This window comes from Rhizobium sp. RCC_161_2 (assembly GCF_041355235.1).
In the GTDB taxonomy this organism is placed as follows: Bacteria; Pseudomonadota; Alphaproteobacteria; order Rhizobiales; family Rhizobiaceae; genus Rhizobium.
In genome coordinates, this window is the sequence record NZ_JBFUPL010000003.1 from 358,223 (window position 1) to 384,372 (window position 26,150).

General features: G+C 60.1%; 30 protein-coding genes. 16 read left to right on the forward strand and 14 right to left on the reverse strand.

The features are described from left to right. Positions 1–92 precede the first annotated feature (92 nt). Positions 93–1,391, reverse strand: coding sequence for an amidohydrolase family protein (locus AB6803_RS09550; protein WP_371108647.1), 1,299 nt, complete (start codon positions 1,389–1,391; stop codon positions 93–95). A 279-nt stretch (positions 1,392–1,670) separates the two neighbouring features. Here AB6803_RS09550 and AB6803_RS09555 point away from each other — a divergent pair, with 279 nt between their 5' ends. Both AB6803_RS09555 and AB6803_RS09560 read left to right on the forward strand, forming a co-directional pair. Further along, on the forward strand, positions 1,671–2,993 hold the full coding sequence (locus AB6803_RS09555) for a UDP-glucose/GDP-mannose dehydrogenase family protein (RefSeq protein WP_371108648.1): 1,323 nt from the start codon (positions 1,671–1,673) through the stop codon (positions 2,991–2,993). A 14-nt stretch (positions 2,994–3,007) separates the two neighbouring features. Continuing rightward, positions 3,008–4,012 (forward strand): NAD-dependent epimerase, encoded by a 1,005-nt coding sequence (locus AB6803_RS09560; protein ID WP_371108649.1) that lies wholly within the window; start codon positions 3,008–3,010, stop codon positions 4,010–4,012. 10 nt (positions 4,013–4,022) lie between these two features. On the opposite strand, the gene rutF is transcribed toward AB6803_RS09560, so the two are convergent. Further along, entirely contained in the window at positions 4,023–4,562 is a 540-nt protein-coding gene (gene rutF / locus AB6803_RS09565) for an NADH-dependent FMN reductase RutF (RefSeq protein ID WP_371108650.1), read from the reverse strand. A 335-nt stretch (positions 4,563–4,897) separates the two neighbouring features. Between rutF and AB6803_RS09570 the strand changes: the two genes are divergently transcribed. Further along, entirely contained in the window at positions 4,898–5,695 is a 798-nt protein-coding gene (locus AB6803_RS09570; protein WP_371108651.1) for a creatininase family protein, read from the forward strand. Here the strand turns inward: AB6803_RS09570 and AB6803_RS09575 are convergent. Further along, positions 5,683–6,651: a LysR substrate-binding domain-containing protein gene (locus AB6803_RS09575; RefSeq protein ID WP_371108652.1), complete on the reverse strand. Its 969-nt coding sequence runs from the start codon at positions 6,649–6,651 to the stop codon at positions 5,683–5,685. The genes AB6803_RS09570 and AB6803_RS09575 overlap by 13 nt on opposite strands. Before the next feature lie 184 nt (positions 6,652–6,835). Between AB6803_RS09575 and AB6803_RS09580 the strand changes: the two genes are divergently transcribed. The 6 genes from AB6803_RS09580 (at position 6,836) to AB6803_RS09605 (ending at position 12,991) form a co-directional block, all read left to right on the forward strand. Then, complete coding sequence (locus AB6803_RS09580) at positions 6,836–7,852, forward strand: ABC transporter substrate-binding protein (protein WP_371108653.1); 1,017 nt, start codon at positions 6,836–6,838, stop codon at positions 7,850–7,852. Positions 7,853–7,998: 146 nt separating this feature from the next. Next, positions 7,999–8,823 carry an ABC transporter ATP-binding protein gene (locus tag AB6803_RS09585; RefSeq protein ID WP_371108654.1) on the forward strand — a complete coding sequence of 275 codons (825 nt, stop codon included), beginning with the start codon at positions 7,999–8,001 and terminating at the stop codon, positions 8,821–8,823. Then, positions 8,823–9,689, forward strand: coding sequence for an ABC transporter permease (locus AB6803_RS09590; protein WP_371108655.1), 867 nt, complete (start codon positions 8,823–8,825; stop codon positions 9,687–9,689). The genes AB6803_RS09585 and AB6803_RS09590 overlap by 1 nt, the downstream gene beginning before the upstream one ends. After that, positions 9,689–11,002: a cytosine deaminase gene (locus AB6803_RS09595; RefSeq protein ID WP_371108656.1), complete on the forward strand. Its 1,314-nt coding sequence runs from the start codon at positions 9,689–9,691 to the stop codon at positions 11,000–11,002. Before AB6803_RS09590 ends, AB6803_RS09595 begins: the two co-directional genes overlap by 1 nt. A 1-nt stretch (position 11,003) precedes the next feature. Further along, the gene (locus AB6803_RS09600) at positions 11,004–12,413 is read left to right on the forward strand and encodes an FAD-binding oxidoreductase (RefSeq protein ID WP_371108657.1); all 1,410 of its coding nucleotides are present in this window, start codon (positions 11,004–11,006) and stop codon (positions 12,411–12,413) included. After that, positions 12,410–12,991, forward strand: coding sequence for an NAD(P)H-dependent oxidoreductase (locus tag AB6803_RS09605; RefSeq protein WP_371108658.1), 582 nt, complete (start codon positions 12,410–12,412; stop codon positions 12,989–12,991). The genes AB6803_RS09600 and AB6803_RS09605 overlap by 4 nt, the downstream gene beginning before the upstream one ends. Positions 12,992–13,010: 19 nt before the next feature. On the opposite strand, the gene AB6803_RS09610 is transcribed toward AB6803_RS09605, so the two are convergent. After that, positions 13,011–13,430, reverse strand: coding sequence for a cupin domain-containing protein (locus tag AB6803_RS09610; protein ID WP_371108659.1), 420 nt, complete (start codon positions 13,428–13,430; stop codon positions 13,011–13,013). Positions 13,431–13,489: 59 nt separating this feature from the next. Here AB6803_RS09610 and AB6803_RS09615 point away from each other — a divergent pair, with 59 nt between their 5' ends. Beyond that, complete coding sequence (locus AB6803_RS09615) at positions 13,490–13,981, forward strand: MarR family winged helix-turn-helix transcriptional regulator (protein ID WP_371108660.1); 492 nt, start codon at positions 13,490–13,492, stop codon at positions 13,979–13,981. A 12-nt stretch (positions 13,982–13,993) separates the two neighbouring features. On the opposite strand, the gene AB6803_RS09620 is transcribed toward AB6803_RS09615, so the two are convergent. The 4 genes from AB6803_RS09620 to AB6803_RS09635 form a co-directional block, all read right to left on the reverse strand. Further along, a complete protein-coding gene (locus AB6803_RS09620) occupies positions 13,994–14,722 on the reverse strand; it encodes a class I SAM-dependent methyltransferase (protein WP_371108661.1) in 729 nt (242 codons plus the stop codon). Between the two features lie 35 nt (positions 14,723–14,757). Then, entirely contained in the window at positions 14,758–15,240 is a 483-nt protein-coding gene (locus AB6803_RS09625) for a VOC family protein (protein ID WP_371108662.1), read from the reverse strand. 17 nt (positions 15,241–15,257) lie between these two features. Next, on the reverse strand, positions 15,258–15,650 hold the full coding sequence (locus AB6803_RS09630; RefSeq protein ID WP_371108663.1) for a RidA family protein: 393 nt from the start codon (positions 15,648–15,650) through the stop codon (positions 15,258–15,260). 62 nt (positions 15,651–15,712) lie between these two features. After that, complete coding sequence (locus AB6803_RS09635; RefSeq protein WP_371108664.1) at positions 15,713–16,609, reverse strand: DMT family transporter; 897 nt, start codon at positions 16,607–16,609, stop codon at positions 15,713–15,715. A gap of 218 nt (positions 16,610–16,827) precedes the next feature. On the opposite strand from AB6803_RS09635, the gene AB6803_RS09640 reads away from it, so the two are divergent. The 3 genes from AB6803_RS09640 to AB6803_RS09650 all read left to right on the forward strand — a co-directional run bounded on the left by AB6803_RS09640 (position 16,828) and on the right by AB6803_RS09650 (position 18,376). After that, positions 16,828–17,253 (forward strand): hypothetical protein, encoded by a 426-nt coding sequence (locus AB6803_RS09640; RefSeq protein WP_371108665.1) that lies wholly within the window; start codon positions 16,828–16,830, stop codon positions 17,251–17,253. A gap of 34 nt (positions 17,254–17,287) precedes the next feature. Then, positions 17,288–17,782: a hypothetical protein gene (locus AB6803_RS09645; protein WP_371108666.1), complete on the forward strand. Its 495-nt coding sequence runs from the start codon at positions 17,288–17,290 to the stop codon at positions 17,780–17,782. 120 nt (positions 17,783–17,902) lie between these two features. Further along, positions 17,903–18,376 carry a GNAT family N-acetyltransferase gene (locus AB6803_RS09650; protein WP_371108667.1) on the forward strand — a complete coding sequence of 158 codons (474 nt, stop codon included), beginning with the start codon at positions 17,903–17,905 and terminating at the stop codon, positions 18,374–18,376. A 66-nt stretch (positions 18,377–18,442) separates the two neighbouring features. On the opposite strand, the gene AB6803_RS09655 is transcribed toward AB6803_RS09650, so the two are convergent. From AB6803_RS09655 to AB6803_RS09665, 3 genes are all read right to left on the reverse strand, one after another. Beyond that, positions 18,443–19,138: a hypothetical protein gene (locus AB6803_RS09655; protein ID WP_371108668.1), complete on the reverse strand. Its 696-nt coding sequence runs from the start codon at positions 19,136–19,138 to the stop codon at positions 18,443–18,445. A 116-nt stretch (positions 19,139–19,254) separates the two neighbouring features. After that, a complete protein-coding gene (locus tag AB6803_RS09660) occupies positions 19,255–19,866 on the reverse strand; it encodes an alpha/beta hydrolase (protein ID WP_371108669.1) in 612 nt (203 codons plus the stop codon). 15 nt (positions 19,867–19,881) lie between these two features. Further along, positions 19,882–20,814 carry a VOC family protein gene (locus AB6803_RS09665; RefSeq protein WP_371108670.1) on the reverse strand — a complete coding sequence of 311 codons (933 nt, stop codon included), beginning with the start codon at positions 20,812–20,814 and terminating at the stop codon, positions 19,882–19,884. 232 nt (positions 20,815–21,046) lie between these two features. Between AB6803_RS09665 and AB6803_RS09670 the strand changes: the two genes are divergently transcribed. Continuing rightward, a complete protein-coding gene (locus AB6803_RS09670; protein ID WP_371108671.1) occupies positions 21,047–21,301 on the forward strand; it encodes a type II toxin-antitoxin system Phd/YefM family antitoxin in 255 nt (84 codons plus the stop codon). Further along, positions 21,301–21,711 carry a type II toxin-antitoxin system VapC family toxin gene (locus AB6803_RS09675; RefSeq protein ID WP_371108672.1) on the forward strand — a complete coding sequence of 137 codons (411 nt, stop codon included), beginning with the start codon at positions 21,301–21,303 and terminating at the stop codon, positions 21,709–21,711. Before AB6803_RS09670 ends, AB6803_RS09675 begins: the two co-directional genes overlap by 1 nt. Here the strand turns inward: AB6803_RS09675 and ung are convergent. Both ung and arr read right to left on the reverse strand, forming a co-directional pair. Then, a complete protein-coding gene (gene ung / locus AB6803_RS09680; RefSeq protein WP_371108673.1) occupies positions 21,708–22,406 on the reverse strand; it encodes a uracil-DNA glycosylase in 699 nt (232 codons plus the stop codon). The two genes, AB6803_RS09675 and ung, sit on opposite strands and share 4 nt — an antisense overlap. A 275-nt stretch (positions 22,407–22,681) precedes the next feature. Further along, complete coding sequence (arr, locus tag AB6803_RS09685) at positions 22,682–23,104, reverse strand: NAD(+)--rifampin ADP-ribosyltransferase (protein WP_371108674.1); 423 nt, start codon at positions 23,102–23,104, stop codon at positions 22,682–22,684. Positions 23,105–23,283: 179 nt separating this feature from the next. Here arr and AB6803_RS09690 point away from each other — a divergent pair, with 179 nt between their 5' ends. After that, complete coding sequence (locus tag AB6803_RS09690; RefSeq protein ID WP_371108675.1) at positions 23,284–23,502, forward strand: DUF6500 family protein; 219 nt, start codon at positions 23,284–23,286, stop codon at positions 23,500–23,502. A 194-nt stretch (positions 23,503–23,696) separates the two neighbouring features. On the opposite strand, the gene AB6803_RS09695 is transcribed toward AB6803_RS09690, so the two are convergent. Continuing rightward, the gene (locus tag AB6803_RS09695; protein ID WP_371108676.1) at positions 23,697–26,144 is read right to left on the reverse strand and encodes an FAD-dependent oxidoreductase; all 2,448 of its coding nucleotides are present in this window, start codon (positions 26,142–26,144) and stop codon (positions 23,697–23,699) included. Positions 26,145–26,150: the final 6 nt, after the last annotated feature.

Genomic DNA, 26,150 nt, shown 5'->3' on the forward strand with positions numbered 1-26,150 from the left:
CGCAGCGTTCCCGTCGAAACGGCTGCGCCCAACCTATCATGGTGCAACGCAGCGGCAATCACAAGCGAAACGCGGCGACATGCCTGACGGTTTCAGCCCTCGGCTGTATCAGGTGCGTAAGCGGCCGGGTCGACCAATCCCGGCCTACCTACGAGCGACAGCGTTGCAACACGCGCCGGCGTCTCGCTGATCACCTTGCCGCGCCGGACGACAAACAGCCTGCCGGCGCGCATCCTGACGGCTTCGATCGTATCCCGGGCCTGCAGCACGACGAGATCACCGTTGCAGCCGACCTCCAGCCCGTAGCCGTCGATGCCCATCACCTTGGCCGGATTGGCGGTGACGGCGTCGAAGCAGAACCGCATGGCTTCGCGCGACGCCAGCTGCCCGACATGCAGCCCCATATGAGCGACATCCAACATGTCGGCGCCGCCGAGCGAATACCATGGGTCCATGCAGCAATCCTGCCCGAAGGCGATATTGATGCCGAATTCGCGCATCTCCTTGACCCGGGTCAGCCCGCGCCGCTTCGGATAGGTGTCGTGCCGCCCCTGCAGCATGATGTTGATCAGCGGATTGGGGATCGCATGCACCCCGGCTTCCGCAATCAGCGGCAGCAGCTTCGAGACATAATAATTGTCCATCGAGTGCATCGAGGTCAGATGCGAGCCGGCTACCCTGCCCTGAAGACCGAGCCGCGTGGTTTCGGCGGCAAGCGTCTCGATGTGGCGCGACAGCGGATCGTCGGTCTCGTCGCAATGCACGTCGACCATCAGGCCGCGCTTCTCGGCGATCTCGCAGAGCGCGCGCACCGAACGCGCGCCATCCTCCATCGTCCGCTCGAAATGTGGAATACCGCCGACAATATCGACGCCGAGATCAAGCGCGCGCTCGAGATTCTGTGCCGCCTTCGGCGACCGATAGTAGCCATCCTGCGGGAAAGCGACGAGCTGCAGGTCCAGATAGGGCGCGACGTGCTTCTTCACCTCCAGCAGCGCCTCGACGGCAAGCAGCCGGTCGTCGCAGATATCAACATGGGTACGTACGGCCAAGAGCCCTTGCGACACCGCGAGGTCGCAATAGCGCAAGGCCCGTTCCGCCACCGCCTCGTGCGTCAGCAGCGGCTTCAGCTCCCCCCAGAGCGCAATGCCCTCCAGCAACGTGCCCGACGTATTGAGCCTCGGCAGGCCGAGCGACAGGGTCGCGTCCATGTGAAAATGACAATCGATGAACGGAGGCGACACCAGATGGCCTCCGGCATCGATCACGCGCCCCGCCTCCGCCTTCAGTCCGGGCTCGACAGCCACGATCTTGCCACCGGCAATGGCAATATCCTGCCCCTTGCGGCCGTCAGGAAGGTTGGCATTGCGGACGATGAGATCGAATGTCATGGGGAATTGCCTTCGGATCGGTGGGAGATGCTTCTATGGTGAATGTCTAGCATGCCTCTGAAGGCTGGCAAGTCGTTCGACGGTTTGGAGCTGTAGCGATCCACGCATGTCACATTGCCTTTATCTTTATGGTCTTTATGACACCTCCATCGCAGTGCCCTGGATAAGCACCGCAACGTATAGGCGTCCCCGGCGATCCTGTGTATAAGCGCAGGCGACCGCCAATGAAGGGATCGCGCCGCGGCGCTGAGCCCTAGCAAGCAAGAGGATTGAAGTTCCATGCACATCACAATGATCGGCTCGGGTTATGTGGGTCTTGTGTCTGGCGTCTGTTTCGCGGATTTCGGCCATGACGTGATTTGCGTCGACAAGGATGTCGGCAAGATCGAGGCGCTGCTGAAAGGTGAAATCCCGATCTTCGAGCCCGGCCTGGAACAGCTCGTCGCTGACAATGTCCGCGCCGGTCGCCTGTCGTTTTCGACCGATGTCGAAACCAGCGTTGCCGCCAGCGATGTCGTCTTCATCGCTGTGGGCACGCCATCGCGCCGCGGCGACGGCCATGCCGATCTCTCCTATGTCTATGCCGCCGCTCGCGAGACCGCCGAGCACGTCAAGGGCTTCACCGTCATCGTCACCAAGTCGACCGTGCCGGTCGGCACCGGCGACGAGGTCGAGCGCATCATCCGCGAAACCAATCCGGATGCTGATGTTGCCGTCGTCTCCAATCCGGAATTCCTGCGCGAGGGTGCGGCCATCGAGGACTTCAAGCGTCCCGACCGCATCGTCATCGGCCTCAACGACGATCGCGCTCGCGGTGTCATGACCGAGGTCTACCGGCCGCTCTATCTCAACCAGGCGCCGCTGCTCTTCACCGCGCGGCGCACCTCTGAGCTGATCAAATACGCTGCCAATGCCTTCCTCGCCATGAAGATCACCTTCATCAACGAGATGGCCGATCTCTGCGAGAAGGTCGGCGCCAATGTGCAGGAAGTGTCGCGCGGCATCGGGCTTGACGGCCGCATCGGCTCGAAGTTCCTGCATGCCGGCCCGGGCTATGGCGGCTCCTGCTTCCCGAAGGACACGCTGGCGCTCGCCAAGACCGCGCAGGATTTTGACAGTCCCGTGCGCCTGATCGAGACGACGATCTCGATCAACGACAACCGCAAGCGCGCCATGGGCCGCAAGGTGATCGCGGCCATGGGCGGCGACGTCAGGGGCAAGACCGTTGCCGTGCTCGGCCTGACCTTCAAGCCGAACACCGACGACATGCGCGACAGCCCGGCGATCTCGGTCATACAGACGCTGCAGGACGGCGGCGCCACCGTGACCGGCTACGATCCTGAAGGCATGGACAATGCCCGCCAGGTGATCGACGATATTACCTATGCCGCGGATGCCTATAGCGCCGCGCAGGGCGCCGACGCCCTGGTCATCGTCACCGAATGGAACCAGTTCCGCGCGCTCGACTTTGCCCGGCTGAAGAGCGTCATGAACGCTCCCGTCCTTGTCGACCTCAGAAACATCTATCGCCATGAGGAGGTCACAAAGCACGGCTTTGTCTATACAAGCATCGGCAGACCCATGAACGGGGCCGAACTGTAAGCAAGGGCCGACGAATGCGCTATCTCATCACCGGAACAGCCGGCTTCATCGGCTTCCACCTCGCCAAGCGCCTGCTCGACGACGGGCATTTCGTCGTCGGCTTCGACGGCATGACGCCCTATTACGACGTCAAGCTCAAGGAAAAGCGCACCGCCATTCTCGCCCGCTCCAACGGCTTCAAGGCCGTGACCGGTATGCTTGAGGACAAGGCTGCGCTGGATCACGCCGCGGAACTCGCGGAGCCCGATGTCATCGTTCATCTCGCGGCCCAGGCCGGCGTGCGCTACAGCCTGGAAAATCCGCGCTCCTACGTGGATTCCAATATCGTCGGCTCGTTCAACGTGCTGGAGCTGGCGAGAAGCATTCAGCCGAAGCACCTGTTGCTCGCCTCCACCTCCTCGGTCTACGGCGCCAACGAGAAGATCCCTTTCGCGGAAAGCGACAAGGCCGACGAGCAGATGACGATCTACGCGGCCACGAAGAAGAGCATGGAACTGATGGCGCACAGCTACGCCCATCTCTTCCATATCCCGACCACGGTCTTCCGCTTCTTCACCGTCTACGGCCCCTGGGGCCGCCCGGACATGGCGCTGTTCAAGTTCGTCGATGCCATCAAGAACGACCGCCCGATCGAGATCTACGGCGAAGGCAAGATGAGCCGCGATTTCACCTATATCGACGATCTCGTCGAAGGCATCATCAAGCTGATCGGCATCATTCCGTCGGAAGAAAACCGGGTCGTCTCGGACACGATCAGCGATACGCTGTCGAAGAACGCTCCTTTCCGCATCGTCAACATCGGCGGCGGCCAGCCAGTCGGGCTGATGGCCTTCGTCGAGACCATCGAGGCGATGCTCGGCAAACAGGCGATCCGCCACATGCTGCCGATGCAGCCCGGCGACGTGCACAATACCTATGCCGTGCCGGATCTGCTTGTGGCGCTGACCGGCTTCAAGCCGCAGATCGAGGTCGACGAAGGCGTGCGCCGCTTCGTCGAGTGGTATCAGGAAAACTACTGAGAAAACCGGCCTATTCGGCCGGACCCGCCGGATGATAGCCACGGTCGAAATAAACCAGCCCCTGCCCGCCGTCGCGCTGGCGGATGGCGTCGACTTCGCACATCAGGATATCGTGCGTGCCGCCATCGGCGCGGTGCACGATGCGGCAGTCGAAGGAAACAAGCGCGTCCTCCAGCGCCGGCGAGCCGGTCGATAGTTCCGACCATGCGGCTGCGGCGAAGCGCTCGGCGACCGGCGTCTTGCCGCCGAAGAGACGCGAGAGGTCCTGGTGACCTTCCGACAGCACATTGACGCAAAGCACGCCGTTTTCCGTCACCGCCGGATGAACGGACGCGCCACGATTGAGACAGACGAGCAAGGTCGGCGGGCTGTCGGTGACGCTGCAGACGGCGGTCGCCGCAAAGCCGGCCAGGCCCGCCGGTCCATTGGTTGTGACGATGTTCACGGCTGCGGCCATGCGTGCCATGGCGTTGCGAAACTCGGCTCGCGCCACATCGGGATCGGCGACGGGCACGGCCTTCTCGAACGCCACGGATGTCTTCATGTTCATTCCCATTGTCCCCGCATGTCGCGCCGAAATCCGGCTGCAAGCAACGTACCAAGTCAAACCGCGTATCTCAAGCAACCGCATTTCATCGAATCGATGCTCGCAGGGCAATTAGTTTTCTATAAAATCTATCAACAAAAGCAAAAACAATCCTGTCCATACGCCTTTGGGGCATTTCCTCCTGTCTTCCGAAAGCGAAGCAACATCACCGGCAATCGTGACGCTCTTGCTGTCAGCGTACACAAAAAGGCAGCGGCACGGCCGCAAATTGATGCTTTCCTCCGTCATCATCCTTGCCGTATCCGTTAAAGGAGAGACGCACATGAGAGGATACGGCCATGGCGAAGCCCTTCTACTGGAATGAACTGAACACTTATGATTTCGCCGGCCTTTCGCCCGATACCACCATCGCGATCCTGCCGATTGCCTCGACCGAGCAGCACGGCCCGCATCTGCCGATCGCAACCGACGTCGCTATCGCCACCGGCATGCTGGCCGAGCTGAAGGTCCAGCGCCCCGACGATCTCGATTTCCTCGTGCTGCCGACCCAGGAGATCGGTAAGGCCAATGAACATGTCTATGGCCCCGGCACGCTCTCCCTCAGCGCCGAGCTGCTGATCCCGGTCTGGACGGCGATCGGTACCAAGGTTGCCGAGGCCGGCATCCGCAAGATGGTCATCGTCAATTCCCATGGCGGCAATCTCGACATCATGGGCATCGTCGCGCGCGAATTGCGCGTGCGCTACCAGATGGCCGTCGTTGCCACCCAATGGATGCGCTTTGGCACGCCGGATGGCATGGTCAGCGAGCATGAGCAGCGCTATGGCATCCATGGCGGCGACGTCGAGACCTCGCTGATGCTGCATTTCCGTCCCGAACTGGTGCGGATGGACAAGGCCGAGAACTTCGCCTCCAAAGCGGAATGGATGAAAGAACACTCCAACTATCTCCAGCCGCTGCCGCCGCACTCGCTCGCCTGGATCGCCCATGATCTCAACCCCAACGGCGTCGTCGGCAACGCCGCCAATGGCACGGCAGAAAAAGGCGCGCTCATCTGCCGCCATCAGATCAAGGGCTTCATCGAAATGCTGCGCGATCTCCGGGACTATCCGCTGTCGAACCTCTATTCGAAATAGGCGTCCGACCGTCGCCGTTCCGACGGCATCAGGATATGTCCCTTCGCCTGTAGTTCCTCCACCAAACCAGCCAGTTCGGCGAGCAAATACTCCACGAACAGGCTGGTCGCCGCATCCAGCGGCGCCCGCGCCCGCGCAAAAAGCTTCAACGGCTGATGCCGTGAATGCGGCTCGGCAATCGGCCGGAACACCAGCTCGCCACGCCGGCAATCGGTGATGACGTCGAGCGGATTGAGTAGCGTCAGCCCCGCCCCGCATTTCACCAGCTGCTTCAGCATCTCCGATGCATTGCTTTCCAGCACCGGCTCGACCTGCACCGATAGCCGCGCCAGAGTGAGATTGATGATCTCGCGCAGGCTGGTGCCCGGCTGCGCCAGCAGCAGCCGCTCCTCCACCACATCGGCGAGATTGATCGGCCCCGGCTCGATCAGCGGATGGCCTGGCGGCAGCACGACACCGATTGGAATGTCGAAATTGCCGAGTGAGCGAATACCGGGCGTTGCCGGGATGTTGAAGCCGAGGCCGATATCCACCTCGCCTGACAGCACCGGCGCGACTGTCGTCGAGCCGGAATCGTTGCGCAACTGGATGAAGACGCGCGGATGCTCGGAGAGGAAGCGCGCAATGATCTCCGGCAGCGGTCCGGCAGCAAGGCCGACCGTCGTCACGATCCTCACCTTCCCGGCCTGCTGCATCTTGAGACTGCGGATGCGCCCTTCCAAGCGCTCGTAATTCTTCAGCACCTCGCGGATATGCTCGATGCAGAGTTCGCCCGCCGCCGTCAGCCTGAGGCCACGCGGCAGCCGCTCGAACAGCGGCGCTCCCATCTCCTCTTCAAGAGCCAGTATCTGCCGGTTGATCGCGGAGGACGCCACGTTGAGCCGCGCCGCCGCCTTGCGGATCGAGCCGCAGCGGGCGATCTCGTTGATGTAGAGCAGTCGTCTCGAATGCAGCATAGGCGCCCCCATTGCATAAATTTTGCCCAAGCCGCACAATTTAGGCACAGGCTGAGTATGAGATGCCTAAAAGGCATCAATGCGCACGAATTTTGATGCTTTTCAAAGCGCAACGCAATCGCTCAAATGCACAAAATGGGCGTCACTGGTGGCGTCTCATGGCGAATAAGGGGAACAACCAGCCATGTTCAATGCATTGAAGTCCAAAGCATTTCTGACCGCCATGGGCCTGATGGCCGCCATTGCCATGGCCGAGCCGGCAAGCGCCCTCGACAAGGTGACCTACGGCACCAACTGGCTCGCCCAGGCCGAACATGGCGGCTTCTACCAGGCAGTGGCCGACGGCACCTACAAGAAATACGGTCTCGACGTCACCATCGTCCAGGGTGGCCCGAATGCTGCCAATTCGGCGCTGCTGATTTCCGGCAAGATCGATTTCTACATGGGCGGCCCGCAGCAGGAAATCGACGCCGTCAAGCAAGGCATCCCGATCGTCGACGTCGCCGCCATCTTTCAGAAGGATCCGCAGGTACTGATCGCCCATCCGGACGCCGGCGTGGAGAAGTTCGAGGATCTCGCCAAGCTGCCAACCCTGTTCATGAGCAAGGACGGCTACGTCACTTATTTCGAGTGGATGAAGGCAAATTTCTCTGGCTTCAAGGACGAGCAGTTCAAGCCCTACAATTTCAGCGCGGCGCCGTTCCTTTCCGACAAGCAGTCGGCGCAGCAGGGCTATCTGACCTCCGAACCCTATGAGATCGAAAAGCAGGCCGGCTGGAAGCCGAAAGTCTTCCTGATCGCCGACGCCGGCTATTCGCCCTATTCGACGATGATCACCGCGCAGACCGCGATGGTCCAGAAGAACCCGGACCTGGTGCAGCGCTTCGTCAACGCCTCGATCGAGGGCTGGTACAACTATCTCTACGGCGACAACAAGGCGGCCAACGACCTGATCAAGAAGGATAATCCCGACATGACGGACGGCCAGATCGCCTATTCGATCGCCAAGATGAAGGAATACGGCATCGTGGAATCCGGCGACGCCATCGACAAGGGCATCGGCTGCATCACCGACGCGCACTACAAGAAGTTCTTCGACGAGATGGTACAGATCAAGATCTTCGACGCCGACACGGATTACAAGAAAGCCTTCGATCCGCAGTTCGTCTGCAAGGGTTTTGGGATGGCGCTGAAGAAGTAAGTCCTAGCACCTCCCCCTTGAGGGGGAAGGTCGCCGCAGAGCGGCGGGTGGGGCTGACACCCCGAGATTTCGAAGGATCACCCCACCCCGGAGCTTTGCTCCGACCCTCCCCTCGAGGGGAGGGTGGATCAACAAAGAGCCGAACCATGACCCTGTCCAAAGCCACCACGACTACCCAAACCGAACCGCGCAAGCGGCCGCTGGTCGTCATGGAGCAGGTCTCGAAGGTCTTCTCCAACGGCACGCTGGCGCTTTCCGGCATGTCGCTGAACGTCGAAAGCGGCGAGTTCATCAGCCTGCTCGGCCCCTCCGGCTGCGGTAAGTCGACGGCACTGCGCATCATCGCCGGCCTCGGCGGGGCCTCCAGCGGCCGCATCGACTGGCCAAGCTCGCGCATCAATTCCAAGGGGCTGCCGGATGGCGATATCAGCTTCGTCTTCCAGGAGCCGACGCTGCTGCCCTGGAAAACCGTGTTCGGCAATGTCCATCTGCCACTGAAACTGCGCGGCGTCTCCGAGACATCGGCCCGTGACCAGATCATGGCAACGCTCGCGACCGTCGGCCTGCAGGATTTCGCCGAGGCCTATCCGCGCGAATTGTCGGGCGGCATGAAGATGCGCGTCTCCATCGCCCGCGCGCTGGTCACCAAGCCGAAGCTGCTCTTGATGGATGAGCCCTTCGCCGCCCTCGATGAAATTACCCGCCAGAAGCTCAACGACGATGTTTTGCGGCTATGGCAGACCACCGGCATTACGGTGATCTTCGTCACCCACTCCGTCTACGAGTCCGCCTATCTTTCCAACCGTATCGTCGTCATGAAGGCCCGCCCCGGCCGCGTCCACATGGATTTTCCCCTGCACACCAGCGGCGAACGCGATCCCCTCTACCGGTCCTCCGAGGAATATCGGCAGGTCTGCGAAAAAGTGTCCCGTTCCCTGATCGAGGCCATTGGCTGGCCGGAGGCCCACTGATGAGCGACAGCACCAGTCTATCCGCAAACCTCTCCACGGAAGCAGCCGGCGCCCTACCGAACCCGGCCGTCCGCACCAGAAATGCCGAGCGCTCCTTCGGTATCATCGTGCCGATCCTGACCGTCGTCGTCCTGATCGTGCTCTGGCAGCTTCTCGTCGTCGCCGCCGATATTCCGCAATATATCCTGCCGAGCCCGCTGGCCGTCGCAAAGGCGCTGGTCTCCGACTGGGGAATTCTCTGGCCGGCGCTCTGGGTCACCACGCAGATCACCTTCATATCCCTGGTGCTGGCGCTGATCGGCGGCGTCGGTTTCGCCATCTTCCTCGTTCAGTCTCGCTGGATCGAGCTTGCCTTCTATCCGCTCGCCGTCATCCTGCAGGTGACGCCGATCGTGGCGATCGCGCCGCTGATCCTGATCTATGCGCCGACCCGGGAATCCGCGCTGCTGATCTGCGGCTTCCTCGTCGCCTTCTTTCCGATCCTCTCCAACATGGTGCAGGGCCTGAAGAGCGTCGACCACAACCTCCTCAACCTCTTCGATCTCTACGGCGCCTCGCGCTGGCAGATGCTGCTGCATCTGAAGCTGCCGGCGGCCCAGCCCTATTTCATGACGGGCCTTCGGATCGGCGGCGGCCTGTCGCTGATCGCCTCCGTCGTCGCCGAATTCGCCGCCGGCTCCGGCGGTCCCAATTCCGGCCTCGCTTTCCGCCTGCTTGAAGCGCAATACCGGCAGAACATGCCACGCCTGTTCGCGGCCCTGCTGCTGCTGTCGGCGCTCGGCGTCGCGATCTTCGCCCTCACCTCCTTCATCTCATGGCTGAGCCTGCATCGCTGGCACGAAAGCAGCCTCAAGCGGGAAAACTGATGTCCTATTCCTTCATGTCCCCGCCGAACGCCGCACGTTTCGTGCTGAGCAACGCCACCATCCCCGCCGTTACCGTCGCGGGCTTCACCGGCCCGTCCAGCGAAGGCCTCATGAAAGCCGATATCGTCGTCGCGGATGGCCTCATCAAGGACATCCTGCCCGCTGGCACAGCCCCTGCGGAATTCGCCAAGGCCGATATGAGGGACGGCATGGTCTGGCCGACTTTCGCCGACATGCACACCCATCTCGACAAGGGCCACATCTGGGAGCGTCGCGCCAATCCGGACGGCAGCTTCATGGGCGCGCTGGACGCCGTGCGTTCCGACCGAGAGGCTAATTGGTCCGCAGCCGACGTCCGCAAGCGCATGGAGTTCTCGCTGCGCGCCGCCTATGCCCACGGCACCAGCCTGATCCGCACCCATCTGGATTCGTTGGCGCCGCAGCATCGCATTTCCTTCGAGGTATTCTCGGAGGTGCGAGAGGCCTGGAAGGACAAGATTGCGCTACAGGCCGTCGCCCTCTTCCCGCTGGACTTCATGGTCGACGAGGCCTTCTTCGCCGATCTGATCACGGTCGTCCGCGAAGCCGGCGGCCTTCTCGGCGGCGTTACCCAAATGAACCCCAATATTGACGCACAGCTCGACAAGCTGATCCGCGCCGCCGCCGACAGTGGTCTCGATATCGATCTGCATGTCGACGAGACCGAAGACAGAGAAGTTCTGACGCTGAAGGCGATCGCCGAGGCCGTGCTGCGCAACGGCTTTACCGGCAAGGTCACCGCCGGCCATTGCTGCTCGCTCGCCCGCCAGGACGAAGACGTCGCCGCCACCACGATCGATCTCGTCGCCAAGGCCGGGATCTCCATCGTCTCCCTGCCGATGTGCAATATGTACCTGCAGGACCGTCATCCGGGCCGCACGCCGCGCTGGCGCGGCGTCACACTGCTGCATGAACTGGCCGCCGCCGGAGTGCCTACCGCCGTCGCCTCCGACAATACCCGCGATCCTTTCTACGCCTATGGCGACCTCGATCCCGTCGAGGTCTTCCGCGAGGCCGTTCGCATCCTGCATCTCGACCATCCGCTGGATACGGCTGCCCGCGTCGTCACCACCTCGCCGGCCTCCATCCTCGGCCGCCCCGATATCGGCCGCATCGCTGTCGGCGGTCCCGCCGATCTCGTTCTCTTCAGCGCCAGGCGCTGGAGCGAATTCCTCTCCCGTCCGCAGTCTGACCGCGTCGTCCTTCGCAAGGGCAAAGTAATCGACCGCAGCCTGCCGGATTACCGTGAACTCGACACCGTTATTGGAGCCTGACATGCCGGATTATCAGCTCATCAAGAAAGAACTCGAAGGTATCGCCATCGAAGACAATCCGGCGCTGGTGCGCCAGAAGAGCCGCGATTTCTACTGGTATTCGCCGATTCTGAAGGCGCAGCTCGACAATGTCACCGCCGACCTCGTCGTAACGCCGAAGACCGAGGAAGAGGTGATCCGCACGCTGAAGGTGGCCTATGCCCATGATGTGCCGGTCACCCCGCGCGGCGCCGGCACCGGTAATTATGGCCAAGCCATGCCGCTCTCCGGCGGCATCGTGCTCAACCTCGCCGCCATGAACAAGGTCAAGGAAATCCACACCGGCCGCGTTATCTGCGAGCCCGGCATCGTCATTGCCGAGCTCGACCGCCAGACCAAGGCCCATTCCGGCCAGGAACTGCGCTTCCATCCCTCGACGGCGCAGACGGCCACCATCGGCGGCTTCATCGCCGGCGGCTCCGGCGGCGTCGGCTCGATCACCTGGGGCGGGTTGCGCGACATCGGCAATATCCTGCGCCTGCGAGTCGTCACCATGGAGGCCGAACCGCGCGTCCTCGACCTGACCGGCTGGGATCTGACCAAGGTCAGCCATGCCTACGGCACCAACGGCATCATCACCGAGATCGAAATGCCGCTCGCCCCCGCTTACGACTGGGTGGACGTGCTGGTCGGCTATGACGACTTCATGGACGCCGTGCGCTTCTCCGACGCGCTCGCCAAATGCAACGGCATCCTCGTCAAGGAAATCGCACCGATCGCGGCTCCCATCCCGCACGAATATTTCACCCGCCACAAGCCCTATATCCGTCACGGCCAGTCTGTCGTGGCGCTGATGATCGCGCCGCATTCGATGGAGCCATTCGTCGCCTTCGCCAGCCAGCAGAAGGGCGAAATCACCTTCCGCTCCGACAAGGTGGAGAGCATGAAGGGCATCCCGCATGCCTATGAACTCGCCTGGAACCACACGACGCTGCGCGCCATCAAGGTCGATCCCTCAATCACCTATCTGCAAGTGCAATATCCTGGGCCGGACCATGTCGCCAAAGTGCAGAAGATGGTCGAGATCTTCGGCGATGAAGTGCCGGGCCATCTCGAATTCATCAAGTTCGACGGCCAGATCCAGTGCTCGGGCTTGCCGCTGGTGCGCTATACCTCCGAGGCTCGCCTGGAGGAAATCATCAAGATCCATCAGGATCACGGCTGCCCGATCTTCAATCCGCATCGCTACACGCTGGAGGAAGGCGGCATGAAGCAGACGGACACCGTCCAGCTCGCCTTCAAGAAAGAGACCGATCCGAAGGGCCTGCTCAACCCCGGCAAGATGATCGCCTGGGACAATCCGGACTTCGATTTCAAGGCCGGCAAGAACTATCTCTTCCCCGGCCTTGCAGCGTTAATGGAAGCCTCATGAGGGTTCTCGTCCTTCATTCGCATCCCGTCGAGGAAAGTTATGGTGCTGCCCTGCACCGGCAGACGATCGAGAGCCTGAAAGCCGCCGGCCACGAGGTCGACGACTGCAACCTCTATGCCGAGGGTTTCGACCCGGTTCTTTCCCGCCATGATCGGATGATCTATCACGACTATCCCGAGAATACCGAGGCGGTGAAATCATACGTCGAGCGGCTGCAACGCGCCGAAGGCCTTGTTATCGTCACCCCGGTTTGGAATTTCGGCTTTCCGGCGATCCTGAAAGGCTATTTCGACCGCGTCTGGCTGCCGGGCGTTACCTTCGAACTGGTCAACGGCAAGGTGACCTCGAAATTGCAGCACATCCAGAAACTTGGCGCCGTGATGACGTATGGCGCCGATCCCTTCCGCGCCTTCATCGTCGGCAACCCGCCGAAGAAGATCATCAAGCGCATGCTCCGCGCCATGATCAAACCCTTCGCCCCGGTCGTCTTCCTCGCCCACTACGACATGAACCGCTCGACTGACGAGACGAGAAAGCGGTTTCTGGAAAAGGTGAAACGGGAGATGGAGCGGTTTTAAAACGCTCCGTAATTCGGACCTAAGCCGGAATGAGCCCGTGGCGCAGCATGACCTCCTGCGCCTTGGCGAGGTCAGGTTTGCCGGGCACATTGACCACTTCCGCAATCTCTTCGAAGTAGCGGCGTCGAATGGAGCCAGGCGTGATGACGACCAAGGCCCGTGCGCTGCCCTCATGCAGGTTCTCATGATGATGGATGCTGCCGCGCGGGATAAAGACAGCGTCGCCAATACCCAGTTCCTGCTTTCGACCATCCACGGTGATCGTCACAGTACCCTCGATCCCGTAGAGGAGTTCGTCCGCATCCTTGTGATAGTGGGGCGCGGGTACACGGGCGCGTGACGGAACGATGAACTCGAATACCGTAGCGCCTTCGTCGTTCACCAGAAAGTGCAGCTCCAACTCCCCGATGCGTACGACATTGTGTCCATTCGCTTCCATTGGTCCCATCCTTGCTGTAAAGTGACTTTACAAAGCAAACGTAAAGCGACTTTACAAATATGTCAATGTTCAATGAAGTGACAAAACAACCCGGCCCGAGTGAGGAATTGCGGCCGCCTTTCTTTGGCGCTCTGCTACGCATCGTTTGGCAGGATGTTCGCAATCGAATGCACGACGCCATTCACGACGCCGGCTTCACTGATTTTCAGGACGCTCACTTCGCCGTGTTCTCCTATCCCCTGCCTGATGGCATCAGGCCATCCGAATTGGCACGGCAGAAGAGAATGTCGCGGCAAGCGATCAACTATCTAATCACCCAGCTCGAAGAGCTGGGATATGTCGAGCGGCGTGCTCCTGAGGACAGCGACCGGCGTCTCATATACCTCAGTGCGCGGGGACAGCAGATAGCCGAAACAATCTTCACCTGCCTACGCAAGCTGCACGCGGAATGGGCCGAAGAGATCGGTCACGAGCGGTTCGATGTCTTCCTTGACGTGCTGAAACAGCTGTCCTTCAAAGCGCAGGAAAGCACGCCAGAGGCTGGCCAATGAGCCATTCGCACGTCACTTCGTCGTGGATATCAGCAGGAACATCGGGCGCTCGCGCTCAATTGCCCAATCCGGATGCGCGGCCAGATCCTCATCCGTCGGCGTCCATTCCTCAACATGCGCAATCGTAAAGCCCGAGCTGATCAGCAGGTTAAGCGTCGTCCCCATGGTACGGTGTTGCTTCACGACACCTTCGGCAAGCCAGTCCGTCACCCGTGGCCCTTCCATCTGATAGCTGTCGAGCGGCCACGACTTGCGGCCCTCGGCATCGACCAACCAGTCCGGCCGTCGCGGCGCCATGTAGATCGGGTGTTCGATAGAGAAGATCAGCCGTCCACCGGGCTTCAATGCCTGATGGATCGTCGCCAGAAGCCCGGAGACATTCTGGATGTAGTGAAAGGCGAGCGAACTGTAGACGAGATCGAAAGCGGCCACCGGAAGCTGGAGATCTTCCAGATCGGCCTTGCCGTAGCGAATTGCCTTGTCAGCCGCCTCAGCCTCGGCTCGGGCGAGCATATTGTCGGAGACATCGAGACCCAGCATATTGGCTGCGCCCTGCTCCCTCGCCCAACGGCAGAACCAGCCGAAGCCGCAGCCGAGATCGACAATATCCAGATCGCGCAAGTCGGGCAGCAACGCCCGCATCGACGGCCATTCCGCCGCACCCGCCAGCCCATCGATCGACCGTTGCAGCTGGCTGTAGCCTCGGAAGAAGGCCGGATCATCGTAGATGTTCTGGGTCATGCTCGCCTCCCAAGGCCCGATACAGCTTGTCCCGGTCAGATCGTGGGTTTCGGTCGCGACAGCCATTGCGAATAAGGTTTCACGCCGAAGCTCGGATCGGCCGGTTCCTCAAGCACATGGATAAACTCGATCGAATGCCCATCAGGATCGGAAAAATACTGCGAAACCGCCGGCATCCAACCGGCAACGACCGGCTCATCAAGCGGCTCGCCATGAAAACCCTTCGGCTGAACGCCATGCGCCTTCAATGCGGCAGCGGAGCGAACCACGTCATCGAGAGTGGTTCTGAACGCAATGTGGAGACGCATGCGCAGAGGCGCGCTGCCCGTTTCCCAGAGGCCCAGCATGCTCGTGCGTTTGTCCCCGATCCAAAGGAAGGCGACATTCCTGTTCTCGATGATGGTCGCAACTTCAAGCTTCAGGATATCGCGATAAAATCCGATAGAGCGCTGAAGATCGGCAACCGTCAGATGCGTTTCGTAAAGGCCCAGGATTTGCGGCACTGGCGCATCTACCATCTCTTTTGAAGCTCCAGTCATCGCACTACCTTTGCTGCGGTCACCTCGACCTCCACCAGAAACTCCGGCCGCGTAAACCCGCCGACGATGATCAGGGTCGAGACGGGCTTCGGATCGAGTGTATAGCGGTCGCGGACAGCCATGTAGGCGGGGAAATCCTCGCGCCTGGTCACAAAACCGGAAATGCGGATGACGTCGGCAAAGCTCATGCCCGCCTCATCGAGGATCGCCTTGATCGCCTCGAAGCAAAGCTCCGCCTGGCCGGTCACGTCGGAGGGGATGCTCTCATCGAGAGCGATCCCGACCTGGCCCGAAGTTACCAGCAGGCTGGCGCCCGGCGGCACCAGCAGGCCGTGATTGTAGTTGCCGAATGGGCGGCGAACGGAGGGCGGATTAAACGTCTTCTTCATCGGCATCGGTTCCTCGTTTGTAGGGCCGATTTCAGCATTTCGACAGCCGGTGGACAAGCCGCTCAGAGCACCTGAACGGGCTCCTTCACCCGATTTCGCCGCACTTCCAGGAGGATATGGCCGAAGAGCGCGGCAAGCACGATCGGCCCGCCGACCAACGTCGCTTTTGAAGGCAGCTCCGCCAGGAACATCCACGTCCACAGCGGCGTCAGCGGCACTTCGAGCGACGTCAGCAGGGTGGCGTCGGCGGCTGGGATCAGCCGTGAGCCGAAGGTATAGAGGCTGAGACCCATGGCGCTCTGAACAAGGCCGAAGGCGACGATCAAGCCCAGATCGTGTCCCGACACCATGGATGGCGAAGCAAACCAGAAGGTGACGAAGGAGCAGAGCCATGCGGACAAGGCCATCGCCGGCAGCATCGGCACATCCCGATGCTGGCGCATGATGACGGCAAGACCGGCAACCGCCAGGGTCATGATGACGGCCAGCCCCTTGCCGAGCCAGCTTCCGTCACCGGCGGCTTCGCCGGAAAGCATCACCAGCACGCCCCCCAAGGCGACGACGCTGGCAACGAGCGTCGTGGCGCTCAGGCGCTCCCGGATGAAGACATAGGCGACACCGGCCGTAACGAAAGGCACGGTCGCATAGATCACCATCGCATCGGCAATGGAGGTGTAATAGATCGAGCCGATACCGCCGATCATGGCAGTCGTGGAGAAAACCGTCGCGGCCAGCGACGGCCAGCGCATCGAACGAAGAATCCGCCAGCCATTGCCGCGCTCGATATAGAAAAACAGTGCGAAGACACCAAGGCCGGCGACGATGCCACGGCAGAAAAGAATGGTCATCAGATCGGCATGGATCGAGCGCACGAACAGGCCGGATGTCGACCACGCCAGGGCCGAAAGCGCCACATAGGTCACACCCAGCCGATATTGCTGCTGCTCCGCCAGCGTCACGACGAACCCTCCCGAACTTCCTTATGTTTTATGGCGCGACTATTAGCGAGTGCAGGAACAGCCTACAAGCCATGCTTGCGACCTGCATGTCGCGGATGCATGAAGAAAATGTAGCGGTTGCAGAACCGCCACGCCTGCTTCACTCCAAACCGGCCCACCCGTCTTGCGGATATTCCATCTGTCTTTAGGGTATGGATGATTCGGCAGAGGGAGAAACAATGCAGCTATTGCTGGCAGGCCTGTTTGCATGCGGCTGCGTGAGCCTGGTCGATGCCGTGCCATGGCCTGTTGCCGAGAGCTATATCAACCCCACCGTGGAATGCAGCCAGAGCGCCAATCCAGGCGCTTGCCGGCATACGCGCGACACCTGGAAAACGGAGTACAGCGATGCCATCGCGGGGAAATATCAAGGGCAGCGGAACGTCGCAATCTGCCTGAGCACGGGCTGCGATAAAGCCATCCAGCCCGACAAGATCCTCGGCTGCGCCTGGCGCATCATCATCGCGAAATCCGGGCACGCGGAGTTCGATGACACGGATGCCATGAACCTCAAGGTGTTCTGTGGGCCGGACTATGTTGCCCAGGCGGACAGGCGAGTGGCCGAGACCCAGGCAAGAACCATGGTGATGATGATCGGGAAATAGGTGGGCATCTCGCGGCCCAATGCAGACGCCTCCAATGATCGTCATTCTGCTACTTGAACCCGCCGAGCTTGCATCAGAGGTTTTCTATATGCTCTCAAGCGACGATACATTGACCGCCTCTGTCACCGATCCAGCCTCTGGTTGCCGTGTCTATTTCGAGGATGACGGTCGGGTCGCCTATGCCTATCTCGTAGCTGCGGATGGGCAAATCATTGCCGACGTCTGGCTCTATAATCGAGGCAAAGCACCTGCCGAGCCCGAATGGCATGATAATGAAACTATGCCATTCGCAAACCCAGCAGAATTTGTCCGGACAGATAAGCCCTTCAATTTCGCTAAACGGCCGTCCGATATTACTGTGCTTTGGGAAGCATCCGAACAATATGGCCTCGTCGCTCGTATTTATATCCACAATGAGCTTTTTGGCATTTTGACCCCAGGAGCGAAACCCGGCTGGAGCGTGCTGGCTACAAGGGACGGCCCACTTGCCCAAAAATTTACATCGAGCTTTGGAGGATCACCCGACTGACGGACAAGCCCTCACCTTCGGCGGCTATCGGCCCAGAGGAACATTAACAGGGCGACGTTCTATTTCCTTTAAGTACGCGATAGTAGGAATTGCTTGGTGACCAGCAGGAATTAAGCTGAAATGGAATTCCAGATCGATCTGGCGCGACACGCTGATATAGCGCCGTGGATGATGCTTTCGGAAGAGGTTGTGGACCTCTTCGGCCCGATGCCCGGCTTCACTGCCGTCCTCACGCGAAAGATTAATCAGAAGCAGGCATTCTGTGCCCGACCCGCCGATGGAAAATCGCTCATAGGCGGCATGCTGATGGGAGGCTCAGGCGAGACCTTCTGGATAAGGTGGCTGGCTGTCTCGCGGGAGCATCGGCGGTCTGGCATTGGCCGGGCGCTGGTGGAGAGGGCAATTGCTATTGCTCCCCTTCAATCCCTTCTTCAAGTGGACACTTTCATTGAAGGTAGTGCCGGAGGGGCAGCGGCTCGGCGGCTATATGAGAGCTCGGGGTTTGCGCCAGGGGAAGTCTGGCAGAAGGACGGTGTCGTTCGGCAACGTTACGTTCGGATGCGGCTTAACAGTTCAGGTCTTGACGACCACTAGGCGCTTTTGAGCCAACCGCCGATCTTCCGCCATCGACCCAAAGTACTCAGAGGAGCGCGCACTGGATTACTGAGATATCCAGACTTGAAGAGGGCCAAGTTTTGCCAACCCCATCTCTTTACCGCTAAGATCGTCCGCAGACCAGCACACGATAGGTAGCCCTTGAGAAGCCGATCCTGCAGCTTTCAACACTCCTATCTGCGCGAATGAATGGCCCTTGACGGAGAACCAGTTGGATAATCCAAACGAAAATCCGGTGTCAAAGCTGATAAAGCCAGATTCGATTGCGCCAAGCTCACCCGTGAACCAAAAGTTTACTCTATGATCTTCAAGTAAGGTGCTTGGAAAAATGGTGTCGTCAGGAGAACCCCAAGCTCTTTCCCATAAATGCAACTCGGCCGGGGACGTTATGGTCTTCCAGCCGACAGACTCGCCGCTCGAAACCATCCCACCGTACCAATGCCCAGCGAGCATCCATTCGAAGCCCTGCTCGGTAAGAGTTATTAGGTCTCCGAAGCTGTCCTTGATCCCCCACTTTCGAGACTGATTGGCTTCACGAACTTTGTGAGCGAGTTCAGAAACTTCGTTCTGAACACCCTTTTCGCGAGTAATAATGTTCGGATAAAACGGCGGCGAAATAGCTAAATTCGCCCAAGCCCTCGAAGACCTCGTTTCGTTCGATCCATGTGCGGAACAGACCTTACTGCACCAAGCGACGTTGTCTTCCACGGCGATATGAAGCAGTCTGGAAGTATCATTCATAGGAAGCACCCTCGCTACGCAGGAAGGATAGCCTATTCGGCAACAGCTACAAGGGCCGCTCCCGGCGGCAAACTTACCGCCAGAAGCACGTCAGAAAAGCCGACGGCAATCCCTCCTTACATGTACGGCGCAAGAAACCCGCGGATCGCCTCGATCTCGTTCGGGCGGATATCGTGGCCGCCCGGATGCCAGTCGAGCGTGACCGCGGCCTTCTGCCGCGTAAAATAATACACAAGCGCCTTGGTCACCGGCGCGGGTGAGATCGGGTCGCGTTCGCCGGCGGTGATCAACACGCGCCTGCCGTCGAGCCCGGCATTGTCGCGCGGCTGAAACGGGATCAGCGGATGCATCAGCACGGCGGCATCGAAGAGATCGCCATGTTCGATCAGCACATTGGCAAGAATGTTCGCGCCATTGGAAAAACCGAGACCGAGCACCTGCGAGGCACCGTGGTCGATGGCGAGACCTTTGACATAGGCAGCCATCTTCTCGGTCGCGCGGGCAAGATCGGCCATGTCGTAGACGCCCTCGCCGGTGCGACGGAAGAAGCGTGCGGCGCCATGTTCCGAAACGTCGCCGCGCGGCGAGACGATGGTCGCGTCCGGCAGCAGGCGGCTGCCGAAATCGAAGAACTGGTTCTCGTCACCGCCGGTTCCGTGGAAGGTGAACAGGATGGGCTTGCCGGGTGCACCGGGCTTTACCCGGTGCACATAGGTCGTATCGGTCATGATCTTATCCCTCGCTTAGGCGTCCAGCGGCTCAAGATGCTGCTCGAGCAGCGAACGCAGACCTTCATGCTGTTCCGGCAGCTTCAGCGCCTCGCCGAGATGAGCCGTGTCCTCGTCGCGGTTGAAACCGGGCTCGTTGGTGGCGACCTCGAACAGCACGCCGCCCGGCGTGCGGAAATAGATCGCCCAGAAGTAGTCGCGGTCGATGACCGGGGTCACCTGGTAGCCCGTATCCATCAGCGCCTTACGCACTTCCAGCTGCTTGGCACGGTTCTCGACGGCGAAAGCAACGTGGTGGACGGAACCGGCACCCGGAAGCGCGCGGTTGATGTTCGGCATGGTTTCGAGATCGACGACATCAGCGCCGTTGCCGCCGGGAATGGCGAGCCGCTTGACGCCTTCATGCGTATCGACGACTTCATAGCCCATATATTTCAGCAGTTCGGCCGTGGCGCCCTCGTCCCGCAGCCGCATGGCGACGGAGTGAAACCCTCTGATCGCATGTTCGGCATCGACGCCGCCATGGGTCCAGGGATCACGCTTGTCATCCTTGACCTCGACAAGCGCGAAACCATCGCCATCGGGACCAGGGAAATGCAGGCGCTTCTGGCCGAAGGATTCATCAACCTTCAGCCCCTCGACACCCTGCTTGCCAAGCCGGTCTGTCCAATAGCCGATCGCACCTTCCGGAATGGAATAGACGGTATTGCCGACTTCGCCGGTGCCCGGACGGCCACGTGCCATTTTCGGGAACGGGAAATAGGTCATGATCGTGCCGGGCGTGCCGATCTCGTCACCATAGTAGAGGTGGTAGACATCGGGTGCATCGAAATTGACGGTCTTCTTGACCCGGCGAAGGCCGAGCGTGTTGGTGAAGAACTTGTTGTTGGTGCGGGCGTCTTCCGCCATCGAGGTAACGTGGTGAAGACCCTTGATCTGATTGAGCATCTCTAACCCCTTGTCTCGCCCGCAACGGCAGGCGTTTTCCATGAGCAGAAGATGGTCCGAGAGCGCACGTTTCGATAGCCCTCAAGTGCCAAACGGATTGTCTCTAATTGTTGAACGATGATGAAGCGTCGTTCACCGATAGTATTTTCGGGCGAGACCCAACCTGTCGGCATTGCATAAGGCCGCCATACATCTTAAATTCATCTAGGCAGTCTAGCTAGGAGATCGACCTATGGATTGGCCATTGCAAGACGCTAAAAATCAGTTTTCGAAAGTCGTGCAGAAGGCTCGTAGCGAAGGTCCGCAAACCGTGACGCTGCGCGGCGCGCGCGCGGTCGTCGTTCTCTCCGCTGAAGACTATGATGCCCTGCAGGCCGGCAAGCCGAGTTTGGTCGATGACCTGCTGTCAGGACCGATCTGGGATGATGAGCTGGCCGATGCGGTAGCGAGGCGAGACAAGAGCCCAAGCCGGGATGTCGCCTTCTGATGTATTTGGTCGATACCAATGTTATTTCCGAAGCCCGTCGCGGTACAGCCGAAGCGATCTCCTGGCTCTGTATAGTCGAGCCCTCGACCGTATATCTGAGCGTCATCACGCTTGGCGAAGTTATGCGCGCAATTGCGCTGAAGCGCAGATCCGATCCGCGATCCGCCGCGTATTTGGAGGAATGGCTCCGCAAGCTCCGCCATGATCACAGCGGCCGCATTCTCCCCATCACCGACGAAATTGCTGTCGAATGGGGACGCATCGCAGCATTGGGCCCGCGCGGCGAAGCCGACGGGCTGATCGCTGCAACCGCAATCGTCCATGACCTTATTGTCGTTACCCGCAATACCAAGAATTTTGACGATACCGGTGTGTCGATAGTCGATCCCTGGGATCAGGCGTCTTACTAACCGCCCGGATTACTCGGCAAAGCCCATTCAATAGGCTCCCGGCCATGCTCGACCAGATAGGCATTGGCCTTGGAGAAATGCCGGCAGCCGAAGAAGCCATTATGGGCGGAGAGCGGCGACGGGTGCACGGATTTCAGCACCAGATGGCGCTCGGTGTCGACGAAGGCGGCCTTCTTCTGCGCGTAGGAACCCCAGAGCATGAAGACGACGCCGTCGCATTCGTCGTTGACCTGGCGGATGACCGCGTCGGTGAAGCGTTCCCAGCCCTTGCCTTGATGCGAGGCGGCCTGCGATTCCTCGACGGTGAGCACGCTGTTCAGCAGCAGCACGCCCTGCTTCGCCCAGCTTTCGAGAAAACCGTGTCGCGCCGGCGGAATGCCGAGATCGGTCTCCAGCTCCTTGTAGATATTGACCAATGACGGTGGAATGCGCACGCCGGGGCGGACGCTGAAGCACAGACCATGCGCCTGGCCGGCGCCGTGATAGGGATCCTGCCCGAGGATCACCACCTGCACTTCGTCCAGCGGCGTCAGGTCCAGAGCGCGGAAATACTCGCTGCCGCGCGGAAAAATCACCTTGCCGCGCTGCTTCTCCTCGACGAGAAAGGATTTGAGCTGCTGCATGTAGGGGCTCTCGAACTCCGGCGACAACGCCTCCTTCCAGCTCTCCTCCAGCTTGATGCTCGCTTCCGCCATTGGCTTACGCCTCCATCTTTTGTCAGCATGTCGATTGAGAATGAAAGCGGCGGCGTGTCAAGAAAATGGCGGAGGTCGCGGCGGGCAGATCACAGTTTTTGAAGGGATGGGCGGCTTGGTTCCAGGCTGATCTGGGAAATCGCAGTGATGGCGACTTTCGACCCAAATCGGCCATTGCAGGACTGATATCGACATGTCTGAGATGGGTGGTTTGCTGACCTTCTCCTTTTAGCGATTCGATCGCGTAATGAGCACAAGATGCGTGTCGCCGCGCATCAGTTGATAATTTCGCCTCGTTCATCTGTGCGGAGTGCGGTCAGTCGTTCTCTCCACACCTGTAGTGCTTCGGGTGTCAATCTGGTCCAATTCGTGATTTCGCCAGTGACCTTGATCGGTGCGCTGCTGCGGTACGACCGAGTGGGGTTGCCGGGAAATTTCTTGTCGGTCACGTTCGGGTCGTTCTCAAATGTCCCGGTCGGCTCTACGACATAAACACGCGGGACTGCGCCGCTTTCGCTGAGTTCCGCCGCGATTTCAGCGGCAAGCCCGGCACCGTCCACAATGGCAGTGAAGTAGATGTGGTTCATCACTACTTCAGGACGATAATTCGACCGGTATCCTGCGGTGAGGAAATCACCTACGCGCAAATCCGCGATCGTGCCGTGAAAGAACGGCCCCTCGTCTAGCACTTCGGCCATCGTTATCCTCCTTGTCTTGTGCGTCTGCTTTTAGTCAGTGAGCTAAGCGGTGCCAACGTCCGATATGGGGTTGAGAGCAGGCATTGCTCTCGCAATTCGATCTGTCCACGGATCTCGGTATTTCTGTAGCGAGAAAGGCATGGTAGCTCGAAGGTGAGTTGCGAAGTACGAGGCACACCATGAGACTAACCCTAAGGGCGAAAGCCATTTCAGTCTGCGACGACAAAATCTCAAAAAAGGGTGAAAGCGTTGGCCTGTCATTCTATGCATTCTTTGCAAACAAGAACGACGACCCCGACCTCCTTATGGAAGCCGCCGAGTGGTGGATCAAAACCCATGCTCTCGATCATTTCGAGAAGGCGACTAAAATTCGTGAGATGATTAGATCTGGGCAGTAGGTGACGACCGCTTTCAGGATCGTGCCTGTCTGCGTTAAACACCTGCAATGGGGTCGAGAGTTGACATTCATCAACGCTTATAAGGATATCCACTCTTGGCGTAACTCAGCCAATCTCACCATTCCGCACAGATTGGTGACATTTGTTACAGAATCCAGATCATCTCCCCGAGACTCGCTTCTCTCCCTCCGAAATCACCCCTTGATCCGCACCATCTGCGGATCGTAAAGCGGCTTCAGCGACACCCGACACGGCACGCGGCGCTGCGCGACATCAAGCTCGTAGCGGCCTCCAAGCACGAAATCCTCGGTAACCCCACCGACGTCACGAACATAGCCATAACCGATCGGCTTGCCGATCGTATATCCATAACCGCCGCTCGAAAGCCAGCCGGCACGCTGGCCATCGCGATAGATGGTCTCGCGGCCAAGAAGAACGGTCTCGGGATCGTCCGGCACGAAGCAGGCAAGCATCTTCTTCACGCCCGACGCCAGTTGCCGCTCGATGGCCTCGCGGCCCCGGAAGGGAGTGCCCTTCTTCATCTTCACAGCCCAGGTAAGGCCTGCCTCCACCGGCGTGTGATCAGGGCCAATATCGGAGCCCCAGGCACGATAGCCTTTTTCCAGCCGGCAGCTTTCGATGGCGCGATAGCCGGCATTGACGAGACCATGATCGCGACCGGCCGCCATCAGCGTGTCGTAGACCGTGGTGGCATATTCCACCGGCACATGCAGCTCGTAGCCAAGCTCGCCGACATAGGTGATGCGCAACGCCCGGACCGGGCAGCCGTCGATGCCGATGGTTTTTACCCGACCGAACGGAAATACGGCATTCGAGACATCGGCCGATGTCACCGCCTCCAGCACGGCGCGCGAATGCGGCCCCATCAGCGACAGCACGGAATAGGCCGAGGTGACATCCACCAGTTCGGCATGCATCTCGGCCGGGATGCTCCTGGCGATCCAGTCGAAATCATGCGTGGCAAAGCCCGTGCCCGTCGTGATGTAGAATTCATTCTCGGCAACACGCGCCACGGTGACATCGCATTCGATGCCGCCCCGGTCGTTGAGCATCTGCGTATAGGTCAGCGCGCCCACCGGCTTGGCGACGTCGTTGGAGGCGATCCAGGAGATCGCCGCCTCGGCGTCACGTCCCTTCAGCACGAATTTGGCAAAGGAGGTCTGGTCGAAGATAACAGCCGCCTCGCGCACCGCCTTGTGCTCGCGTCCCACAGCATTGAACCAGTTCTGCCGGCCATAGGTATAAACGTCATTCGGTTCCTCGCCGGCAAAGAGGTCGGCAAACCAGTTGGGCCGTTCCCACCCCAGCTTTTCGCCGAAGCAAGCGCCCTGAGCCTTCAGCCGATCATAGAGCGGCGACTTGCGGCAAGGGCGGCCGCTCGAATACTCCTCGAACGGCCATGCCATGGTGTAATGTTTACCATAGGCTTCCAGCGTGCGGGTGCGCACCCAGTCGGTGTCGAAATGCGGGCGGCCGAAGCGGCGGATATCGACCGGCCAGAGGTCATAGGGCGGTTCGCCCTTCGCCACCCACTCGGCGAGCGCCATGCCCGCCCCGCCCGCAGAGGCAATGCCGAAGGCGTTGAAACCGGCGCCGACGAAGAAATTCTTCAGCTCCGGCGCTTCGCCGAGAATGAAATTGCCATCGGGCGTAAAACTCTCGGGGCCGTTCAGAAGCTGCTTCACGCCTGCCGTCTGCAAGCCCGGCACGCGCGCAAGCGCCTGCTCCATGATCTGCTCGAAATGGTCGAAATTGCTGTCGAGCAGCGTGTAGTGAAAGTCCCTGGGAATGCCGTCGATCGCCCAGGGGACAGGGTTCGGTTCATAACCGCCCATGACCAGCCCGCCGACCTCTTCCTTGTAATAGGTCAGCCTGTCGGGATCGCGCAGCGTCGGCAGGTTCGAGGGAACGCCGAAGGATTCGGTGATGAGATATTGATGCTCGACGGAGACGAGCGGCACGTTGACGCCGAAGCGCGCCGCGAAAGCCCGCGTCCATTGCCCGGCGCAGACGACGACACGCTCGCATTCGATGCGGCCTTTGTCGGTGATGACGGCGCGGATCCTGCCCTTGTCGATCTCCAGATCGAGAACTTCGGTATCCTCGAAAATCGAGACGCCGGCCATGCGGGCGCCCTTCGCCAGCGCCTGGGTGATATCGGAGGGGTTGGCCTGACCGTCGGTCGGGAGAAAGGCCGCGCCGACCAGATCGTCTATGTCCATCAACGGCCAGAGATCGAAGGCTTCCTGTGGCGTCAGCAGATGCATCTGCAGCCCGAAAGATTGCGCCGTCGTCGCCTGCCGCTTGACCTCCGTCCAACGCTCCTCGTTACAGGCAAGGCGCAAGCCGCCATTCATCTTCCAGCCGGTCGCAAGCCCCGTCTCGGCCTCCAGCCTCTTGTAGAGATCGACGGAATAGCCAAGCATCTGCGTGATATTGGCGCTGGTCCGCAATTGTCCGACCAGACCGGCAGCATGGAAGGTGGTGCCCGCCGTCAGCTTCTTGCGCTCCAGCAGAACCGTGTCGGTCAGCCCGAGCTTGGCGAGATGATAGGCCGTCGAGCAGCCGATAATGCCGCCGCCGATGACGACCGCCTTGGCTGTTTTGGGCAATTCCTTCATCGCATC

Coding starts and splice junctions, on each gene's coding strand:
- AB6803_RS09550 (WP_371108647.1), bottom strand. CDS start 1,391: ATGACATTCGATCTCATCGTCCGCAATGCCAACCTTCCTGACGGCCGC.
- AB6803_RS09555 (WP_371108648.1), top strand. CDS start 1,671: ATGCACATCACAATGATCGGCTCGGGTTATGTGGGTCTTGTGTCTGGC.
- AB6803_RS09560 (WP_371108649.1), top strand. CDS start 3,008: ATGCGCTATCTCATCACCGGAACAGCCGGCTTCATCGGCTTCCACCTC.
- rutF (WP_371108650.1), bottom strand. CDS start 4,562: ATGAACATGAAGACATCCGTGGCGTTCGAGAAGGCCGTGCCCGTCGCC.
- AB6803_RS09570 (WP_371108651.1), top strand. CDS start 4,898: ATGGCGAAGCCCTTCTACTGGAATGAACTGAACACTTATGATTTCGCC.
- AB6803_RS09575 (WP_371108652.1), bottom strand. CDS start 6,651: ATGCTGCATTCGAGACGACTGCTCTACATCAACGAGATCGCCCGCTGC.
- AB6803_RS09580 (WP_371108653.1), top strand. CDS start 6,836: ATGTTCAATGCATTGAAGTCCAAAGCATTTCTGACCGCCATGGGCCTG.
- AB6803_RS09585 (WP_371108654.1), top strand. CDS start 7,999: ATGACCCTGTCCAAAGCCACCACGACTACCCAAACCGAACCGCGCAAG.
- AB6803_RS09590 (WP_371108655.1), top strand. CDS start 8,823: ATGAGCGACAGCACCAGTCTATCCGCAAACCTCTCCACGGAAGCAGCC.
- AB6803_RS09595 (WP_371108656.1), top strand. CDS start 9,689: ATGTCCTATTCCTTCATGTCCCCGCCGAACGCCGCACGTTTCGTGCTG.
- AB6803_RS09600 (WP_371108657.1), top strand. CDS start 11,004: ATGCCGGATTATCAGCTCATCAAGAAAGAACTCGAAGGTATCGCCATC.
- AB6803_RS09605 (WP_371108658.1), top strand. CDS start 12,410: ATGAGGGTTCTCGTCCTTCATTCGCATCCCGTCGAGGAAAGTTATGGT.
- AB6803_RS09610 (WP_371108659.1), bottom strand. CDS start 13,430: ATGGAAGCGAATGGACACAATGTCGTACGCATCGGGGAGTTGGAGCTG.
- AB6803_RS09615 (WP_371108660.1), top strand. CDS start 13,490: ATGTCAATGTTCAATGAAGTGACAAAACAACCCGGCCCGAGTGAGGAA.
- AB6803_RS09620 (WP_371108661.1), bottom strand. CDS start 14,722: ATGACCCAGAACATCTACGATGATCCGGCCTTCTTCCGAGGCTACAGC.
- AB6803_RS09625 (WP_371108662.1), bottom strand. CDS start 15,240: ATGGTAGATGCGCCAGTGCCGCAAATCCTGGGCCTTTACGAAACGCAT.
- AB6803_RS09630 (WP_371108663.1), bottom strand. CDS start 15,650: ATGAAGAAGACGTTTAATCCGCCCTCCGTTCGCCGCCCATTCGGCAAC.
- AB6803_RS09640 (WP_371108665.1), top strand. CDS start 16,828: ATGCAGCTATTGCTGGCAGGCCTGTTTGCATGCGGCTGCGTGAGCCTG.
- AB6803_RS09645 (WP_371108666.1), top strand. CDS start 17,288: ATGATCGTCATTCTGCTACTTGAACCCGCCGAGCTTGCATCAGAGGTT.
- AB6803_RS09650 (WP_371108667.1), top strand. CDS start 17,903: ATGGAATTCCAGATCGATCTGGCGCGACACGCTGATATAGCGCCGTGG.
- AB6803_RS09655 (WP_371108668.1), bottom strand. CDS start 19,138: ATGAATGATACTTCCAGACTGCTTCATATCGCCGTGGAAGACAACGTC.
- AB6803_RS09660 (WP_371108669.1), bottom strand. CDS start 19,866: ATGACCGATACGACCTATGTGCACCGGGTAAAGCCCGGTGCACCCGGC.
- AB6803_RS09665 (WP_371108670.1), bottom strand. CDS start 20,814: ATGCTCAATCAGATCAAGGGTCTTCACCACGTTACCTCGATGGCGGAA.
- AB6803_RS09670 (WP_371108671.1), top strand. CDS start 21,047: ATGGATTGGCCATTGCAAGACGCTAAAAATCAGTTTTCGAAAGTCGTG.
- AB6803_RS09675 (WP_371108672.1), top strand. CDS start 21,301: ATGTATTTGGTCGATACCAATGTTATTTCCGAAGCCCGTCGCGGTACA.
- ung (WP_371108673.1), bottom strand. CDS start 22,406: ATGGCGGAAGCGAGCATCAAGCTGGAGGAGAGCTGGAAGGAGGCGTTG.
- arr (WP_371108674.1), bottom strand. CDS start 23,104: ATGGCCGAAGTGCTAGACGAGGGGCCGTTCTTTCACGGCACGATCGCG.
- AB6803_RS09690 (WP_371108675.1), top strand. CDS start 23,284: ATGAGACTAACCCTAAGGGCGAAAGCCATTTCAGTCTGCGACGACAAA.
- AB6803_RS09695 (WP_371108676.1), bottom strand. CDS start 26,144: ATGAAGGAATTGCCCAAAACAGCCAAGGCGGTCGTCATCGGCGGCGGC.